At 67.2% G+C, this 16,757-nt stretch carries 18 protein-coding genes; 7 read left to right on the forward strand and 11 right to left on the reverse strand.

Going from position 1 to position 16,757, the window contains the following annotated elements:
* Positions 1-21 precede the first annotated feature (21 nt).
* The 3 genes from NVV90_RS19910 to NVV90_RS19920 form a co-directional block, all read right to left on the reverse strand.
* On the reverse strand, positions 22-561 hold the full coding sequence (locus NVV90_RS19910; protein ID WP_258438963.1) for a hypothetical protein: 540 nt from the start codon (positions 559-561) through the stop codon (positions 22-24).
* Entirely contained in the window at positions 542-1,591 is a 1,050-nt protein-coding gene (locus tag NVV90_RS19915) for a hypothetical protein (RefSeq protein WP_258438964.1), read from the reverse strand. The genes NVV90_RS19910 and NVV90_RS19915 overlap by 20 nt, the downstream gene beginning before the upstream one ends.
* Positions 1,592-1,721: 130 nt before the next feature.
* Complete coding sequence (locus NVV90_RS19920) at positions 1,722-2,552, reverse strand: isocitrate lyase/phosphoenolpyruvate mutase family protein (protein WP_258438965.1); 831 nt, start codon at positions 2,550-2,552, stop codon at positions 1,722-1,724.
* Positions 2,553-2,664: 112 nt separating this feature from the next.
* Between NVV90_RS19920 and NVV90_RS19925 the strand changes: the two genes are divergently transcribed.
* The 3 genes from NVV90_RS19925 (at position 2,665) to NVV90_RS19935 (ending at position 4,885) form a co-directional block, all read left to right on the forward strand.
* Positions 2,665-3,975 (forward strand): PLP-dependent aminotransferase family protein, encoded by a 1,311-nt coding sequence (locus NVV90_RS19925; protein WP_258438966.1) that lies wholly within the window; start codon positions 2,665-2,667, stop codon positions 3,973-3,975.
* Positions 3,972-4,403 (forward strand): universal stress protein, encoded by a 432-nt coding sequence (locus NVV90_RS19930; RefSeq protein ID WP_258438967.1) that lies wholly within the window; start codon positions 3,972-3,974, stop codon positions 4,401-4,403. The genes NVV90_RS19925 and NVV90_RS19930 overlap by 4 nt, the downstream gene beginning before the upstream one ends.
* Positions 4,404-4,546: 143 nt before the next feature.
* The gene (locus NVV90_RS19935) at positions 4,547-4,885 is read left to right on the forward strand and encodes a hypothetical protein (protein WP_258438968.1); all 339 of its coding nucleotides are present in this window, start codon (positions 4,547-4,549) and stop codon (positions 4,883-4,885) included.
* A 52-nt stretch (positions 4,886-4,937) separates the two neighbouring features.
* On the opposite strand, the gene NVV90_RS19940 is transcribed toward NVV90_RS19935, so the two are convergent.
* From NVV90_RS19940 to NVV90_RS19960, 5 genes are all read right to left on the reverse strand, one after another.
* Positions 4,938-5,576 (reverse strand): phosphatidic acid phosphatase, encoded by a 639-nt coding sequence (locus NVV90_RS19940; protein ID WP_258438969.1) that lies wholly within the window; start codon positions 5,574-5,576, stop codon positions 4,938-4,940.
* A 4-nt stretch (positions 5,577-5,580) separates the two neighbouring features.
* The gene (locus NVV90_RS19945; protein ID WP_258438970.1) at positions 5,581-7,059 is read right to left on the reverse strand and encodes a dihydrolipoamide acetyltransferase family protein; all 1,479 of its coding nucleotides are present in this window, start codon (positions 7,057-7,059) and stop codon (positions 5,581-5,583) included.
* Between the two features lie 71 nt (positions 7,060-7,130).
* Positions 7,131-8,111, reverse strand: a complete 981-nt coding sequence (locus tag NVV90_RS19950) for an alpha-ketoacid dehydrogenase subunit beta (protein ID WP_258438971.1) — start codon at positions 8,109-8,111, stop codon at positions 7,131-7,133.
* Positions 8,111-9,310 (reverse strand): pyruvate dehydrogenase (acetyl-transferring) E1 component subunit alpha, encoded by a 1,200-nt coding sequence (gene pdhA, locus NVV90_RS19955; protein WP_258438972.1) that lies wholly within the window; start codon positions 9,308-9,310, stop codon positions 8,111-8,113. Before pdhA ends, NVV90_RS19950 begins: the two co-directional genes overlap by 1 nt.
* A 149-nt stretch (positions 9,311-9,459) precedes the next feature.
* Positions 9,460-10,578: a histidinol-phosphate transaminase gene (locus tag NVV90_RS19960; RefSeq protein WP_258438973.1), complete on the reverse strand. Its 1,119-nt coding sequence runs from the start codon at positions 10,576-10,578 to the stop codon at positions 9,460-9,462.
* A 74-nt stretch (positions 10,579-10,652) separates the two neighbouring features.
* Here NVV90_RS19960 and NVV90_RS19965 point away from each other — a divergent pair, with 74 nt between their 5' ends.
* A complete protein-coding gene (locus NVV90_RS19965) occupies positions 10,653-11,081 on the forward strand; it encodes a phage holin family protein (protein WP_258438974.1) in 429 nt (142 codons plus the stop codon).
* 4 nt (positions 11,082-11,085) lie between these two features.
* On the opposite strand, the gene NVV90_RS19970 is transcribed toward NVV90_RS19965, so the two are convergent.
* Both NVV90_RS19970 and NVV90_RS19975 read right to left on the reverse strand, forming a co-directional pair.
* A complete protein-coding gene (locus NVV90_RS19970; RefSeq protein ID WP_258438975.1) occupies positions 11,086-12,513 on the reverse strand; it encodes a hypothetical protein in 1,428 nt (475 codons plus the stop codon).
* Complete coding sequence (locus NVV90_RS19975) at positions 12,513-12,824, reverse strand: hypothetical protein (RefSeq protein ID WP_258438976.1); 312 nt, start codon at positions 12,822-12,824, stop codon at positions 12,513-12,515. The genes NVV90_RS19970 and NVV90_RS19975 overlap by 1 nt, the downstream gene beginning before the upstream one ends.
* A 266-nt stretch (positions 12,825-13,090) precedes the next feature.
* Here NVV90_RS19975 and purB point away from each other — a divergent pair, with 266 nt between their 5' ends.
* The 3 genes from purB to NVV90_RS19990 all read left to right on the forward strand — a co-directional run bounded on the left by purB (position 13,091) and on the right by NVV90_RS19990 (position 16,023).
* Positions 13,091-14,497 (forward strand): adenylosuccinate lyase, encoded by a 1,407-nt coding sequence (gene purB, locus NVV90_RS19980; protein ID WP_258438977.1) that lies wholly within the window; start codon positions 13,091-13,093, stop codon positions 14,495-14,497.
* A gap of 174 nt (positions 14,498-14,671) precedes the next feature.
* Positions 14,672-15,328 carry a histidine phosphatase family protein gene (locus tag NVV90_RS19985; protein ID WP_258438978.1) on the forward strand — a complete coding sequence of 219 codons (657 nt, stop codon included), beginning with the start codon at positions 14,672-14,674 and terminating at the stop codon, positions 15,326-15,328.
* 191 nt (positions 15,329-15,519) lie between these two features.
* Positions 15,520-16,023, forward strand: coding sequence for a GNAT family N-acetyltransferase (locus NVV90_RS19990; protein WP_258438979.1), 504 nt, complete (start codon positions 15,520-15,522; stop codon positions 16,021-16,023).
* Positions 16,024-16,085: 62 nt separating this feature from the next.
* On the opposite strand, the gene NVV90_RS19995 is transcribed toward NVV90_RS19990, so the two are convergent.
* Positions 16,086-16,697 (reverse strand): hypothetical protein, encoded by a 612-nt coding sequence (locus tag NVV90_RS19995; RefSeq protein ID WP_258438980.1) that lies wholly within the window; start codon positions 16,695-16,697, stop codon positions 16,086-16,088.
* Positions 16,698-16,757: the final 60 nt, after the last annotated feature.

Here is a 16,757-nt window from a genome sequence, read left to right on the forward strand (position 1 = left end):
CGGCCGTTCAGAACGACATGCTCAGCCGGCCGTGGCAATCGCCATGAGGCGGCGCAGGGCCCACGCGACCCTCAGCAGCGCCTGGACCGAGGCGAAGGTGAGCACGAAGACGACGGCCTCGGGAATCCACAGGCCGGTATCACCGTCGCCCTCCAGGACAATCGTGGACAGAGTGGCCACCACCAGCAGGCCCAGGCCCGGGATCGCGGCCAGGAACACGTCCCCGATCTGCTTGCGGTGATCCGGCGTCAACCGTTCCAGCGGCAAGGCCCTCTGCCCCGGAGGGGCCTTCTTGCCGAGGACGTTGATCAGCATCGACACACTCGTCAGCGTCAGGCCGGCCGTGGCACCGGACAGCCCGGCAAGCGTCTGGAACAGGGTGCTCCTGGCCGCTTCGCCCACGCCTTCGAGCATCAGCGGCTGGCGCAGCAGGGCTGACAGCCCAAGCCATACCCACACCGCCAGCACAGCCCACACATAGTCGGCCCGGGGGTGGAGCAGGAACCAGCGCCAGGGGTTCCTGCGCCGGACCCGCTCCATGTCAACGTCGTACAGGCTCATGGTCCGCTCCGGTTTCCTCCGCGGCAGTCTCCATTGGGATCCTCCCGGCGGCTGCCGTCCCCGCTCCGGTCTTTCCAGGTATGGCCAGTCCGCCTGCCACGATCTCCGGGATGGAATCCACGTCCGGGGCGCCCACCGTGCCGGGGAGCGTGCGGGCAAAGAAGGCCTGGTTGGCTTTGGCCTGCTGGTTGAGGATCGCCACGGCCTCGGCCGTGGACTTCGCGGGGTCGTTGAACGTATCCGCATCGACCTCGATGTGCGCGATGAACCGTTCCTTGAGCAGGTCCACCACCTCGCGCTCGCCCGTGACGGAGTCTTTGCCCTCGGCCACCACGTAGTCGAAATGTTCCACGGAGCCGGCCCTGCGGAAGAGCTCGATCAGTTGCTGGATGCGGTCCCTGATCCGTTGCTTGTCCTCGGCCTTGCCGGCGCGGCCCACGCTCAGGGAGATGCGGAACGTCCCCTCGCTCATGAGCCGCGAGGCGCTGTCCAGAACGTCGGCCCATTCCCCCTCCATCAGCTTGCCGGAGAGCCGTTCCGCGGGGAGCGCAAATTCGAAGCGGCTCACCTCCAGCCGCGTCAGGATTTCCTCCACGTCCTCCCGCACGACGGGGACCAGCCCGGGCTCCAGCCCGAGCATTCCGCCCAGGTACTCGCCCAGCCGGGAGGCCCGTGGCCCGTTGCCGCTGGTGAGCACGGCAATCACATTGCGCGGAAGGAACGCAAAGTAGCTGGTTTCCAGAAGGTGGTCTCCTGGCTCCAGTGGCAAGGGCTTCCGCCGGCCAGCACTGTCCCCGATGCTGGGGAGATTGGAATCCCGGACGCGGTCCAGGAGCAGGACGGGGTGGGGTGCAAGCGCCGCAGCCTGGGCCAGCAGGACCGTGCCATCGGCGCACCTCAGGTGCCGGTCAGTTCCCTGCGCTTGGGCAGCCCGCAGGACCTCGGCGATGCGCCGGGCCGGGAACGGACGGATCAGTTCGTCACCGTTCACCTGCTCAATGCGCCAGAACTGCACACTTCGCCTTGCCATCTGCCCCTCCTGGCCTGTCCTGCGGAGCCTTTCCGCCGAACCGTCGCTCCGCCTGCCCACCCGCTCCGGCTGCATCAACTCGTTCAGGCTAAGACCGGGCTACGACATTTTCTCCAGGCCACGTCCCCGCCTACCCCTCGAACAAGGCGTCCATCTGCTCATGGCTGCGGGATCCGGCCAGAGCGGACCAGTTGCCGTCGCCCATGATCTCCGTGGCAACCCTGGCCACCGTCGCGTAGGCCGCCTTGGCGGTGTTGCCGCCGATGCTGACCCGGCGCACACCGGCATCGTGCAGTTCCAGCGGCGACGGGGCGCCGAGCCCGGCCAGGGCATTCAACGGCGCGGCAATATGCCGGGACAGCTCGTGGAGCACGTGCAGGTCCACCACGCCCGGGACGAAGACGCCGTTGGCGCCCGCCGCCAGGTAGGCCTCGGAGCGCCGCAGGGTCTCCTCATATGCCGTACCTGGAAACTTTCCGGAGAGATACGTATCGGTCCGGGCATTGATGAACAGGTCAACGCCGGCGTCATCCGCGGCACGGCGGACCACGGCGATCCGCCGCGCCTGCTCAGCGGTCTCGGCCAGCGGTTCCCCGGCGGAGTCCTCCAGGTTGATCCCGACGGCGCCCGCGTCCAGCACCGCCAGGATGGTGTCCCGGAGTTCCTCGTCGCTGCGCCCGTAGCCGGTCTCGACGTCGGCCGTCACAGGGACAGACGTCACCGCCACGATCCGCCGGAGCGCCTCCAGGGCGAGGACGCGCGGCAGGTGGTCGCCGTCGCGGTACCCCAGGCTCCAGGAGACGGCCGAGCTCGAGGTGGCCACCGCCGTCGCGCCCGCCTCCTCGACCATCCGCGCGGAGGCGGCGTCCCAGACGTTCACCAAAACCAGCGGCGCATGGACGGCGGCGTGGAGCTTGTGGAAACTTTCGGCCTTGGCTGCGGAGCTGGGGTGCGGTGTCATGGCTCCATTCCAGCCCGTCCGACGCCCGAGGTAAAGCCTCAACGCACAGATCCTCTGCAATCTTTGCAACAACTGTTGCCTAATTGGCAACATCGGGGAGTATCCTTTCCCTGTGAGCCACGAAACATTGGATGCCGGGCCCGAGCTGCCCGCGGAAGCCATCGACGCCATCGAACGTGCGGCCACGGCCGCCCACCCGCACGAGGAGCTCTTCTCGGAACGGGCGGCCAACATCAAGCAGTCGGCCGTGCGGGATGTCTTCGACATCTCCATGCGCCCTGGCCTGGTGTCGCTGGCCGGCGGAAACCCCTATCTGCAGTCCCTGCCCTTGGAGAAGCTGGGCCAGACCGCCGCGCGCATCATTGCGGAGCAAGGCATGACAGCGCTGCAGTACGGCGGCGGCCAGGGCACCCTGGAATTGCGCACGCAGATCTGCGAGATCATGGCCGCGGAGGGCATCACGGACGCCGTGCCGGAGAACATCGTGGTCACCGCAGGCTCGCAGTCCGCTCAGGATGTGGCCGCCAAAGTCTTCTGCAACCCCGGCGATGTGGTGCTGGTGGAGAGCCCCACCTACGTGGGCGCGCTGAACACCTTCGAGGCGTACCAGGTCCGGGCGGAACCGGTGGAAATGGACGACGACGGGCTGGTGCCGGAGCTGCTCGAGGCCCGGATCGCGGAACTCCAGGCCGCGGGGAAGAACGTCAAGTTCCTCTACACAATCCCCAACTTCAACAACCCCTCGGGCATCACGCTGGCAGAAAACCGCCGCCAGCAGATCGTCGATATATGCCGCAAGGCGAATATTCTCGTACTGGAGGACAACCCCTACGGGCTGCTGCGCTTTGACGGCCACCCGCTGGCCCCAATGCGCGCGGCCAACCCGGACGATGTCATCTACATGGGCTCGTTCTCCAAGATCTTCGCGCCGGGCCTGCGGATCGGCTGGGCGCTGGTCCCCGCGCACCTGCAGCGGCGCTTCTACCTGGCCTCCGAGGCCGTGACCCTGTGCCCGCCACCGCTGAACCAGATGATCGTCTCGGCCTACCTGCGCGACTACGACTGGCGCGGGCAGATCGAGACGTACCGCGCCCTGTACGCGGAGCGCTGCCAGGCACTGCTGGCCGCACTGGACGAGCACATGCCCAGGGGCCTGAGCTGGACCCGTCCGGACGGCGGATTCTTCGTGTGGGTGACCCTTCCGGAAGGCGTGGACACGTACCCCCTGCTCAAGAAGGCCATCGACGCCGGTGTCGTCTTCATTCCCGGCGCGGCATTCTCGCCCGCCGACGGCCCATCCAACAAGCTGCGGCTGGCCTTCAGTGCCGTGCCTCCGGATACTATTGCCGAGGGTGTCCGCCGGCTGGCTCCTGTACTGTCTGAAGCCATCGAAGCCGCCGTTAGCAGAGGAGCAGGGGAATGACCGGAATTGTCATCGTCGGTGTCGACGGAAGCGAGACTGCCATGAAGGCCGCGCAGTCGGCGCAGCACCTGGCCGTGGCGCTGGGGGCGAGCCTTCGCGTGGTCACCGCATTCGATACCGACCGCACCGAGGTTTTTGAAATCGGCGGTGACCGCTGGATCGTTTCCGATGCCTCCGAGGCCGAAAAGGTCGCCAGGACCGTCGCCGAAAAGCTCCAGACCGAAGGGCTCGAGGTCACGTACACCGCTGCACGCGGAAAGCCCGGCGACGCCCTGATCAACGAGGCCGAGCTCGTCGATGCCCGCCTGATCGTGGTCGGCAACCGCCGCATGCAGGGACTTGGCCGCGTGCTGGGAAGCGTCGCGAACACGGTGGCCCACAACGCCCCGTGCGACGTCTACATCGCCAAGACCGACGACCGGCCATAGCCGGCAACTAGACGCGGATCACGCCGCCGGGTGGGGAGCCTCACCCGGCTTTAGGCGTGCCCGCGAACCCCCGGACGATAAAATTGAGTAGCCCCCAATGGAGTGCGCCGACAGCCCTCCACCAAACCCAAGGGACTACTCTTTTGCTTACTTTGCAGCCGCGCCAGCGCGTGGGACACGACATTCTTCTTGCCCGCCACGGCGACAACATCAGCTCCATGCGCGTTGACCGCGCCAACGACCGTGTCATCGCCACCCTCGACGACGGATCCTGGGACAGTGCCCCGAACCTGATCTCGCCCCTGCTGCAGATGCCCGATTCCGCCGCCAGCCTCCTGCGCGACGATTGGCGGATCTTCACCGTGGCCGGCATTGCCATGCTGACCATCGGCGCCATCGCAATGTCGCTGGCAATGGGATTGGCAGGCAGCATGCCCACTGAAGAGCTCAACGCGCTGCTGCTCAGCTACCCCGCCTTCTAGGCTTCCTGGCCCCCGCCCCCGGGGGGCTGGGCCTGGACGGCAGGAACTGCAGCTATAGCAGCCAGCCCCGCAGCAGCCACCACAGGCCGGCGATCACGACGCCGCCAAAGAGGGACCCCGCAACAACCTGCCCCAGAGTGTGGTCGCGCAGGACCACACGCGACCAGCCCACGGCAGGCACCAGAAGCAGCAGCGGCAGCCACGCGGGCCCGAACATCAGCACAGCGATGACGGTAGCCGAGGATATGGCCGAGGCGTGGCCGCTGATCTTCCAGAAATGGCTCACCGCCGCGAGCACGGCAATGCCGCCCACCAGGGCCAGCATCATTATCGAGACGCTCTCGGGCGCGTGGATGGCCTGGAGCAGCAGCAGGCCGGCAAGGACCGACACCAGGGCGAGCAGCAGCAGCGGCGCCCGCTGCTTGCGGTCGCTGATGTGGTGGTCGCTCACCTTGCCCAGCTTCACCAGCACCAGGACATAGGCCAGCGGCAGCACGCACACGAAGAGCGCCCCGAGCAGCCCGGCCCACATTGTCCCGGGGAACCCCGCCTCCGCAGCCGGGCTGAGAAGCATCAGCACAGTCACCACCACCGGCGGCTGGAAAATCTCCGTCAACCACCGGGCAACGCGGTGCGTACCAGAGACCGTGCGCCGCCCGGTCGAGTGCCCGGTCGAGTGCTCAGCAGCCACGTGTTCAGTCAAGGAGCAGCGCCGGCTCTTCCAGGATGGCCGCAACGTCCGCCATGAAGCGTGCCGAGAGATCCCCGTCCACCACACGGTGGTCGAACGAGCCGCCCAGGGTGGTGATCCAGCGCGGGATGACCTCACCGTCCAGAACCCACGGCTTCTGCTTGATGGTGCCGAACGCAATGATCGCCACCTCGCCCGGGTTGATGATGGGCGTGCCCGTATCGATGCCCAGGGCCCCGATGTTGGTGATGGTCAGCGTGCCGCCCTGCATCTCGGCCGGCTGGGTCTTGCCGGCGCGCGCCGTGGTGGCCAGCTCGTTGAGGGCGAGGGCCAGTTCCTTGAGCGAGAGGTCCTGGGCGTCCTTGATGTTAGGAACCATGAGCCCGCGCGGGGTGGCCGCGGCGATGCCGAGGTTCATGTAGTGCTTCACCTGGATCTCCGCGCCGCCCTTGCCGTCTGCGTCCTCCACCCAGGTGGCGTTGACGCTGGGGTTGCGGGCAGCGGCCCAGATGACGGCCTTGGAGAGGATCAGCAGCGGGGACACCTTGATGCCCTCGAAGTCGCGGGAGGCCTTGAGCCGCTTGACGAACTCCATGGTGCGGCTGGCATCAACGTCAACGAAGATGCTGACGTGCGGGGCCGAGAATGCGGATTCCACCATGGCCTTGGCCGTGGCCTTGCGGACACCCTTGACGGGGATGCGCTCGATCCGCTGGTCCTGGGGCTTCTGCGAGGCGCCCCAGAAGCCGCCGGCCTTGTCCAGTTCGGCGTCGCGCTGGGCCTGGTAGCTGACCAGGTCCTCGCGGGTCACTTCGCCGCGGAGGCCGGTGGCGACGACGTCTGCCAGGTCGATTCCGAGGTCCCGGGCGAACTTGCGGACCGGCGGCTTGGCGAGGACCTTGCTGACGAGCCCGCTGATGGTGCCGCCGATGGCGGCCGTGCGGGACGCGGCGGGCGAGGCTGCCCGCTCGGCGGCGGGGGCTGCGGCGGGTACCATCACGGCTGCCGGTGCCGCGGGGGCTGCTGCCGGCGTCGGGCTTTCGACCCCTGCTGCCGGTGCGCTCACGGCGCCTTCCGGGCGCTTGCGCGGGCGGCGCTTGACGGCGTCGGCCTTGGGGCCGGAACCCACCAGCGGCCCGACGGCGGGCGTCTCGACGTCGTCCATCGGCAGCGTGCCGTACATCGGGGCCGCGACGGCGGGGGCTGCTCCCGGTGCCGGAGCCTTCGGGGCGTCGCCGGGCTGGTTGTCGGAGACGGCGATGATGGGCGTCCCGACCTCCACCGTGATGCCCTCGGCAACGAGCAGTTCCGTGACTGTTCCGGCGTACGGGGACGGTAGTTCGACGAGCGACTTGGCCGTCTCGATCTCGCAGAGGACATCGTTGATGGCAACGGTGTCGCCGGGCTGGACCTTCCATGAGACCACTTCGGCCTCGGTGAGTCCTTCGCCGACGTCGGGGAGGTTGAATTTCTTGACAGTCACAGGGTCCTCGATTTCGATGTGCCGGCCGCCGGGCGGCGGGCTGAATCAGGGGCGGTTGGCAGGACGGCGGCTCAGTAGGCCAGCGAGCGGTCCAGGGCTTCGAGGATCTTGTCGATGTCCGGCAAGTAGTCCTCTTCCACCTTGGCCACGGGGTAGGGCATGTGGAAGCCGCCTACGCGGATGACCGGCGCCTCGAGGTGCAGGAAGGCGCGTTCGCTGATGCGGGCCGCGATTTCGCCGCCGATGCCGCCGAATGTGGGGGCCTCGTGTGCCACGATCAGGCGTCCGGTCTTCTTGACGGAGGCCTCGACGGTGTCGAAATCGATGGGGGAGATCGAGCGGAGGTCGATCACCTCGATGCTGTGGCCGTCCTCGGCCGCGGCGTTGGCGGCGGCCAGGGCGACCGGAACCAGCGGGCCGTACGCCACGATGGTCGCGTCGCTGCCCTCACGGACGGTGTGGGCTTGGAACGGGTCCGACGACGGTCCGGGGTTCTCGACGTCTACCTCGCCCTTGAGCCAGTAACGGCGTTTGGGCTCGAAGAAGATGACGGGATCCTGGCATTCGACGGCCTGCTGGATCATCCAGTAGGCGTCGTGGGCATTGGACGGGGAGATGATGCGCAGGCCTGCGGTGTGCGCGAACAGGGCCTCCGGGGACTCCGAGTGGTGCTCGATGGAGCCGATGCCGCCACCATAGGGGATGCGGATGACCACGGGGACGGTGCAGCGGCCGTTGGTGCGTGAGTGGATCTTGGCCAGCTGCGTGGTGATCTGGTTGAAGGCCGGGAAGACGAAGCCGTCGAACTGGATCTCGCAGACGGGGCTGTAGCCGCGCAGGGCCAGGCCGATCGCCGTCCCGACGATGCCGGATTCGGCCAGCGGGGTGTCAACCACGCGGTGCTCGCCGAATTCCTTGATCAGTCCGTCCGTGACGCGGTAGACGCCGCCGAGGGGGCCGATGTCCTCGCCCATGAGCAGCGACTTCGGGTTGTTCTTGAGCGTTGCGCGCAGGCCCTCGTTGATGGCCTTGGCAATGGTCATGGTGGTCATCAGTTGGCTGCCTCCGCGTCGCTTTCGAATCCGGCCGAGTATTCCTCGAACCACGCCAGTTCCTCGTCCACCAGCGGATGCTTTTCGGCATACACATTGGCGAACGAGGAGCGGATGTCCGGGACTTCCAGGCTGAGGGTGGTGGCACGGACTTGGGCTGCGAGCTCGTCGCCGTCCACCTTGACCTGTTCGAAGAAGGTGTCGTCTGCGAGGCCTTCGGCGCGCAGGTACTTTTCGAGGCGGTCCAGCGGATCCTTGCCGCGCCACGCGGTTTCCTCGGCCGACTCCCGGTACTTGGTAGGGTCATCGGCCGTGGTGTGGGCGCCCACACGGTAGGTGTAGGCCTCGATCAGGACGGGCCCGCGGCCTTCGCGGGCGTGCTCGAGGGCCCATTCGGTGACGGCGTGCACGGCGATGACGTCGTTGCCGTCAACCCTGATGCCCGGGAAGCCGTAGCCCTTGGCGCGGTTGGCCAGCGGGATCTTGGTCTGCACCGAGCTGGGGACCGAGATGGCCCAGTGGTTGTTCTGGCAGAAGAACACCACGGGGGCGTTGTACGAGGCGGCGAAGACCATGGACTCGTGGACATCGCCTTCGGAGCTGGCGCCATCGCCGAAGTAGGCCATGACCGCGGCCTTGGGTTCCGTGGAACCGCTGGCCTCGGCAAACTTCTGGTCGCGCTGGATGCCCATCGCGTAGCCGACGGCGTGCGGCGTCTGGGCCGCGAGCACCAAGGTGTAGAGGTGGAAGTTGTTCTCCCGGGGGTCCCAGCCGCCGTTGGAGATGCCTCGGAACTGGCGCAGAAGGTCAGCGAGGTCCACGTTGCGGACCAGCGCGACGCCGTGCTCCCGGTAGGTGGGGAAGATATAGTCCTGCGGCTGGCTGGCGTGGCCGGAGCCGATCTGGGCGCCTTCCTGGCCGGTCAGCGGCACCCACAGGGCCAGTTCGCCCTGGCGCTGGAGCGCGGTGGCTTCCTGGTCGAAGCGGCGGATCTTGGCCATGTCCGTGTAGAAGCGGCGCAGCTGCTCGGGTTCGATCCGTTTGGCGTAGTCCGAGAAGACGGGGTCGGTACCGAGCTTGCCGTCCGGGCCGAGCAGTTGGACCATCTCTGCGGCGGGCTCGCCGGAAACGGCTCCCGCTGTGGGGACCTCCGCCACTGTTCCGTCGGTCCCGGGGGTGGGCAGTTGTGTCGAGCCCATACCGTCTCCTTGCCTGCCGCAGCCGGATGCTGAGCAATGTGTATCGCTGGGATATATGCCCAATCCGGAATGCATTCCGGATTGGGCATATATTTTGGCTTTCGTCCTTACTTTATCTGCAGTAAGCGCCGCGCGGGATTTGTTAACCGCTAGGAAGAACGCGGCGCCTTTGTATAACCTGCACATAGTTCGAGGAAACGGGTGTTGGCCTCGACCTCGCCGATGCTGACCCGGACACCTTCGTTCCCGAAGGCCCGGACCGAGAGCGCCCGCTCCCCTGCCAATGCCGCAAATTCGCCGCTGTTCTCGCCCAGGTTGAGCCAGACGAAGTTGCCCTGGGCTTCAGGAACGAACCAGCCAAGGCTCCGCAGGCCCGCCGTGACGCGGTCCCGTTCGTCCACGATGCTTTGTACCCTTTCGACAACCTGCCCGAAGTTCTCGATCGAGGTCACCGCGGCGCGTTCGGCAATCTGGGAGACGGCGAACGGGGTGGCGGCAACGCGCAGGTGCTGGGTCAGCTGCGGTCCCGAGACGCTGTAGCCGACGCGGAGGCCCGCGAGCCCGTGGGCCTTGGAGAACGTCCGCAGGACAATCACGTTGGGGTAGTCGCGGTACAGCTTGATGCCGTCCACGGCGTTCTCGTCACGGACGAATTCCTGGTAGGCCTCATCAATGACCACCACGACGTCGGACGGCACCGACTGGATGAAGCGTTCCGCTTCCTCCGCGCTGAGGACGGGGCCCGTGGGGTTGTTCGGGGTGCAGAGCAGGATCACCTTGGTCCGTACGGTGACGGCGGCGGCCATGGCCTCCAGGTTGTGGCGGCCGTCCGGAAGCAGCGGAATCTGCACGCTCTCGGCACCTGCCAGGCCAACGCAGATGGGGTAGGCCTCGAAGGAACGCCAGGCGTAGATCACTTCATCGGACTTGCCGTCGTCGTTCTGCCCGGCGAACGTGGCCAGGATCTGGTTTAGCGCGCCGAGGCTGCCTGCGCCCGTGACGACATCGTCAGCGGGAACATCCAGGAACTTCGCGAGCGCGTTGCGCAGCTTGGTGGACATCGGATCCGGGTAGCGGTTGATGTCGGACTGATCTGCGATGGCCTGCAGCACTGCAGGGATCGGCGGCAACGGGTTCTCATTGGACGAGAGCTTGTAGCTGGTGAGGCCCTCCACCGCGGCCGGCGGTTTGCCTGCCGCGTACTTGGGGAGCCTGTCCACCACCGGGCGTGGGAGTACGCCCTCCGGTGCGTTGTCAGTAGTAGTCATGGCCCCAAGCCTACTTCGCCGTTGTGGGCTGTGGAGGACCCGTTTGGGGCAAGGAATGTGACAGCATGGGCCTCATGGGTTCATTCATTGTGCGTGTCCTTATCAACGGCCTGGCCCTGTGGATTGCCAGCTGGCTGCTGCCCGGGATGGACATCACCACCTCGGCCACCACAGGTGCCGTGGCCGACGCCGGCATCACCCAGGGCACTGACACCCTCGGAGTGGTCCTGGCCTACCTGTTCATCGGGCTGATCTTCGGCCTGGTCAACGCCATCGTCCGGCCGCTCGTCAAGCTGCTGTCCCTGCCCGTCACCATCCTGACGCTGGGCCTGTTCACGATCATCATCAACGCGGCCATGCTGTACCTGACCTCGTGGCTGAGCAGCTACACGCCGGTCCACCTGACCATCGACACCTTCTTCTGGACCGCTGTCCTGGCCGCCATCATCATCAGCATCATCAGCATGCTGGCCGGCTGGATTCCCGGAGCCCGCAAGCGCTGAGCGGCTACCGGGGCCCTGCCCCGGAGCGGGTCTCCGGAAGCGGGGACCGGGCCGGTGCAGCGGCCTGGGCCTGCGCCGGTTCCCGGGTGAGCTTGAAACGCGTCACGGTGGCCACGCCGCCGGCCCCGGCCACCCCCGCGAACGCCGCGGTGGAGGCCATGAGCGAGGGGTCCGAGCTGGCGGATACGAGCCTGGCTCCGTCCGCGTAATTCTGTAGTTTGTGGCCGGGACCGAGTCCGGGGTCTTCGCCTTCCGGTGTGGCGACGTCGTTGGTGAGCGTTACCGTAACCCGTTCCTTCGTGTCAGCGTTGGGCAGGCCGTCCGCACCGGGCACCCAGTCCTGCTCGTGCTCCAGGTGCAGGCTGCTGATTCCCGGCTCGGCCTCAATGCCTCCGACCGGCGAACCGGCCGTCAGCACATACTTCAGATCGAACTCGGCAAGGAACGCCTTGTCTTGGCTCAGGTTCATCGCGTGGATGCCGCCCTGGCTGTGCCCGATGGCGACTACCTGCTCGCCGGCCTTGGCGCCGGCCGCGTGCAGTGCTTCCAGGATGGCGGCATTGGTTTCGGCCGAGTCGTAGCCGAGCCCGTCCACGATGCCAGCCTCATCCAGCGGGTTGCTGCCGCCGATTTCGTCCTCGTGCTGCGTTCCGGGGATGAGCACCACCCAGCGCTTGATGCCGTCTTGGTTGAATTCCTGGATCTCGATTTCGCCGCGGGTGTTGTTGTTGCCAAACGTGTCCAGGCGCTCCAGCTGTGCCGCCATGGTGGCGTCCACGGTTTCGACGCCCGATGCCGACTTTTCCACGGTCACCGGCCGCGGTTTGAGGAAGCCGAACCCGGGCATTCCGGTGATGGCTTTCAGGGTGGCCCGGACGTCCATGGGACCGGCAATTGTTGTGGCGAACCCGAGCGCAGCGGCCGGGAGCCCCAGTAGCGTTCCAATGATGAAGGGCGCCTGGGCGACCAGGCTGTCCGCCACATCCCTGCGGCTGAATTTGCCGAAATTGTCGGGGCGCAGGCCAGATTCGAGCGCCGGATTGCGCAGCCCCGCGCGCAACTGGAGCGCGTTGAGATCCTCAGTGAACTCGTACTCTCGATGGCTGGCCCTGACCTCCCTGCTGATCCGATACAACTGATCGCGGACCCGGCCCACTTCCCTGCCGCCCTCCCCCACGGCGTTGACGGCGTTGCTGCCCGAGGCATAGGAATCCGCCTGGTACGGAAACAACGCCTGACGCACCGCTTCTGCTTCTCTTTCAATATCCTGGAGCTGGCCATGCAGCTCGTCGAGGGCCGCCGCGCCGGCCAGAAGTTCCTCGAACTGGAAGGCGATTCCACCCACGCCGCCACGTATCTGCAGGGTGCCGTCCGGCGGCGGCGCCATGGGGTGGGGTGCGCCGCCGGAACCGATCGGTGTCACCTCGGCCATCAGAATCCCGCCCGCCCGGAGACCACCACGTTCCGTGAGTGCCGCAGCACCAGCGCCGAAGCTTCCTCCAACGTTTCCCGGGCACGGCGCAAGGATGCCGCCTGCAGGCCAATGGTGGTCCGGTAGGCCCGGCCTGCCGGCGACTGCCACTGCTCCAATTGCAGCCTGCTCAGGGAGGCCAGCACGGCGTCCGCCCGGTCCGCACAGGCCGCCATTCGCCAGGCCAACTGCTGGACCTCATGGCCGCGCGAGGCGCATTCCTGGGGGTCGAAAACCGGCGGGCTGCCCGCCTGGGTGAGGATGCCGCTCATGTCCTGCTCCTCCGGATCGTGCGGTTGTGTGGTGATAAAGCCGGCTGTGGTGCTGAATCAGACGCTACGGAGCGGCGCCGCGGGGCGGAACCGCCGTCGTCGGCTATGTGGAAAAGCCGCCGTCAGGACCCGCGCAAGCCGCCGGACGCCCGCGTGTGGAGGGGAAGTGTGCGCCCAGGCTGCGCAAGGCGTTCCGGCGGCTGGGCAGGGTGGCCGGCCCGTCACCAACTCCCGGGGCCCTTGCAGATCGTGAAAGAATAGGGCCCATGGCTGATTCCGCTCGTATTTCCCTCGCATCCGAACCCCTCGCCCTCGGCGCCCTCGACGGCCGCTACCGCGCCGCCGTCGCGCCCCTCGTTGACTACTTGTCCGAGGCCGCCCTGAACCGCGACCGTGTTCACGTCGAGGTCGAGTGGCTGATCCACCTGACCAGCCAGTCCGTTCTCCCGGGCGCCGGCCCTCTCACCGAAGAGCAGAACGCGAAGCTGCGCGCCATCGTCACCGAGTTCGACGCCGCATCGGTCACCGAACTGGCCGAGATCGAAGCCGTCACCGTCCACGACGTCAAGGCAGTGGAGTACTACATCGGCCGCCGCCTCCCGGCGATCGGCATCGAGAACCTCACGGCCATGGTGCACTTCGGCTGCACCTCCGAGGACATCAACAACCTCTCCTACGCCGTAGGCATCAAGGGCGCGGTGGAAGACGTCTGGCTGCCCGCCGCCACCGCCTTGGTGAAGCAGATCGAAGCGATGGCCGAGGAAAACCGCGCCGTCCCGATGCTTTCCCGCACGCACGGCCAGCCGGCCACCCCCACCACCCTCGGCAAGGAACTGGCCGTGGTGGCCCACCGCCTTAACCGCCAGCTGGCCCGCATCGCCAAGACCGAATACCTCGGCAAGATCAACGGCGCCACCGGCACCTACGCGGCACACGTTGCCTCCGTCCCGGGCGCCGACTGGGAGTCCGTGGCCAAGTCCTTCGTCGAGGGCCTGGGCCTCACCTGGAACCCGCTGACCACGCAGATCGAAAGCCACGACTGGCAGGCCGAGCTGTACGCCGACGTTGCCCGCTTCAACCGCATCCTGCACAACGTCTGCACGGACATCTGGAGCTACATCTCCATCGGATACTTCCGCCAGATCCCGGTTGCCGGCGCCACCGGCTCCTCCACCATGCCGCACAAGGTCAACCCGATCCGCTTCGAGAACGCCGAAGCCAACCTGGAGATCTCCAACGGCCTCCTGGACACCCTCGCCGCCACCCTGGTCACCTCCCGCTGGCAGCGGGACCTCACGGACTCCTCCTCGCAGCGCAACATCGGCGTGGCCTTTGGCCACTCCCTGCTGGCGATCTCCAACGTCGTCAAGGGCCTGAAAGCCCTGGACGTGGCCGCGGAAGTCCTCGCGGGCGACCTCGACACCAACTGGGAAGTCCTGGGCGAGGCCATTCAGATGGTCATGCGCGCCGAAGCCATCGCCGGCGTCGAAGGCATGGAAAACCCGTATGAGCGCCTCAAGGACCTCACCCGCGGCCAGCGCGTGGACGCCGCCCGCATGCAGGAGTTCGTCTCCAGCCTGGGCCTGTCCGCCGACGCCGAGGCACGCCTGCTGGCGCTGACCCCGGGCAAGTACACCGGCATCGCCGAGCAGCTGGTCAACCACCTGCAGTAGGACCGAACACCGCACGACGGCGGGCCGGGGCTGGGTGCCCTGGTCCGCCATCGGCGCTTAACCGGCGTGTCGCTCCGGACACCGGTGCCGCGGCTGCTTGGCTGAAAGCAACCGGGCAGGAGCGTCGCCTCCACCGTTCGCCCGGACCGCGACAAAGTGAGGAGCTGAGCAGCCATGAGGCTCTTGCTGATCCGCCACGGCCAGACCCCCGGCAACGTCCTGGGCCAACTGGACACGGCCTTCCCGGGCCCTGGACTCACCGAGCTTGGACAACGCCAGGCGGAGGCCCTTCCGGCCGCCCTGGCCGACGAGCCCATCGAGGCCATCTACACGTCCACGCTGCTCCGGACCCAGCTGACGGCGGCGCCGCTGGCGAAGGCGAAGGGACTGGACGCTGAGGTCCTGGACGGTGTCCACGAGATCGAAGCCGGCGCGCTCGAAAAGAAGACGGACCACGAATCGCACGTCCGGTACATGAGCACGGTGTTCGCCTGGACCGACGGCGATCTGGACGTCCGCATGCCGGGGGCCTTCGACGGGCACGCATTCTTTGCACGCTTCGACGCTTCGGTGGACAAGGTCGCGGCGGCCGGGCATGCGACTGCGGCGATCGTGAGCCACGGGGCGGCCATCCGTTGCTGGGCCGGGCGCCGGGCTGAGGATATCGATACCCGCTTTGCCGAAACGCACCAGCTGCCCAACACCGGCATCGTGGCCTTGGAGGGCGATCCCGCCTCCGGATGGAAAGTGCTGCACTGGGACCAGATGCCGGTGGGCGGACTCGCGATGGCGGACCCGACGGCGGAGGATCCCACGGGCGACGCCCTCTAATTGGGCGGTGGGACGTTGCTGGGCCAGCCCTACGTGCTTCCGCCCGGCCAAAGGACGTAGAGAGCAGGCCTCGCAACGCAAGGCACGTCGGTAGCCCGTAGTTCTCCGGACGCTTACGCCAAGGAAACACCACGGTAACCGCGGCTTCCTAGGCTTGATGTGCATAACCCCTCCGGCGAAAGAGGCTCGCGATGCAGACCAACCCACGGCTTAACATCAGGCAGGTCACCTGGGCCAACCCGGTGGGCGCCGACCTCCGCGCCGCACAGCAGGCCGAGCTGGACGGCCGCTTCGGCACCACCGAGCACGAGCCGGGCCCGGCGCCCTCGGAAGCCGATACCGCCGTCTTCGTGGTGGCCTACGAAAAGTGCTCGGGCCAGCCACTGGGCTGCGGCGGGCTGCGGATGCTGGACGGCACGACGGCGGAGATCAAGCGGCTCTACGTGGTGCCGTATGCGCGGGGTTCGGGAGTGGCGAGCTCCATCCTGGCCGCCCTCGAAGCCCAGGCGCACGCGCACGGCTTTACGGTGATCGCGGCCGAGGCGGGCTCGGCGCAATCGGACGGGCGCAGCTTCTACCAGAGTGCCGGGTTCGCCGAGGTACCCAACTTCGGACCGTATGTGGGTGTCAGCGGCTCGTACTGCTACTCGAAGGCCCTCGACTCGCACAGCGCCTCGCACACAGCCATGGCGTAGCGGGCCTGGGGCGTGCCCCGCTCCGCAAGACTCCGCAGCCTCACGGACGCGGGGCTGACGCGCTACGTCGCCCAGTAATTCTGCACCTTGCGGGCAGCCTCCGCCAGGAGCCCGCCCTCGATCACCACTGACTGCTCCGCCATGCCGAGGTCATCCCACTGCGCCACAACCCGGATGTCACCTTCGGCCGGCAGCGGCCACAGCCAGAGCGTGCTGTTGGACACTGCATGGCTGTCGCTGCTTGAGCCGCCTCCGCCACCGGAGCGCAGCAGCACCGGCCCGGCCACCGGTTCGGTGCCGTCAAACATGCCGGGGTGCAGGTGCGTGGTGGTTGTCTTGCGCCCGTCGGCGAACGCGACACCGATCCGGAGGCCGCCGTCGTCGGGGTACGCATTCGTCCGGTGGGGATGGTCAAAGGACCGGCCGGTCAACAGGCTCCATTCCCGGTCCGTTTCCTTGGCCCTGCGCACGCTCCAGACAAGGTTGATCCAACAGCCCGTCGAAAAGACTTCGATGCTCTTCACGGCCATCACCATCTGCCCGGAGCGCTTGAGGAACCGTCCCACCGACACCACATCGGGCAGTTCGTCAGGCGGCGGCCCCGACCAGGCCGGCGGTACATTCTCGGGCTGGCGTGGTCTGTCCGGCACGGGCACGTCGTCAAAGAAGGACATGCCAACATCCTTGCACCGGTGTCAACACCTTCCGCTGCCGAGGACGGGCCCGCCCGTAGC

It is taken from the genome of Arthrobacter sp. CJ23 (assembly GCF_024741795.1).
Lineage (GTDB): Bacteria > Actinomycetota > Actinomycetes > Actinomycetales > Micrococcaceae > Arthrobacter.